This window comes from Bacillus sp. SIMBA_008, assembly GCF_046535495.1.
Lineage (GTDB): Bacteria > Bacillota > Bacilli > Bacillales > Bacillaceae > Bacillus > Bacillus subtilis.
In genome coordinates this window covers 1-328 of the sequence record NZ_JAWRWL010000180.1, presented here as the reverse complement: position 1 = coordinate 328, position 328 = coordinate 1, and the positions used below count along the sequence as shown (strand labels likewise).

Here is a 328-nt window from a genome sequence, read left to right as displayed (position 1 = left end):
CATCCAGCAGCCGATCGAATTGATTTCCAAAACAGCCATCGAGATTTTAGCAAAAGAAATTGAAGGCGAATTTGATGATTTGCCGCTGGAAACGTATTTGCCGGTACGGCTTTTGGAAGGACGGTCAACGTAGTCAGACCGTTCAGCCGTATGTACCGACGCGACTGCGGTCTATTTTGAGCGCTCCGGCCATATCATTTTCTCAAGGCTCCGGCGCTGATCATCCTCATTTTCACTTTGCTGTTTGAACTTTTTGTTTTATGGGAAAAATGGTGTTAGAAGAAAAGGTTGGCATTTTGGTCAGCGTTTTGTTTGACCTTTATTGACC

The 328-nt window shown here is 44.8% G+C and carries 1 pseudogene; it reads left to right on the top strand.

From position 1 onward, the window contains the following. Positions 1 to 133, top strand: a pseudogene (locus SB658_RS22720) (LacI family transcriptional regulator); the annotation flags it as partial. Positions 134 to 328 lie beyond the last annotated feature (195 nt).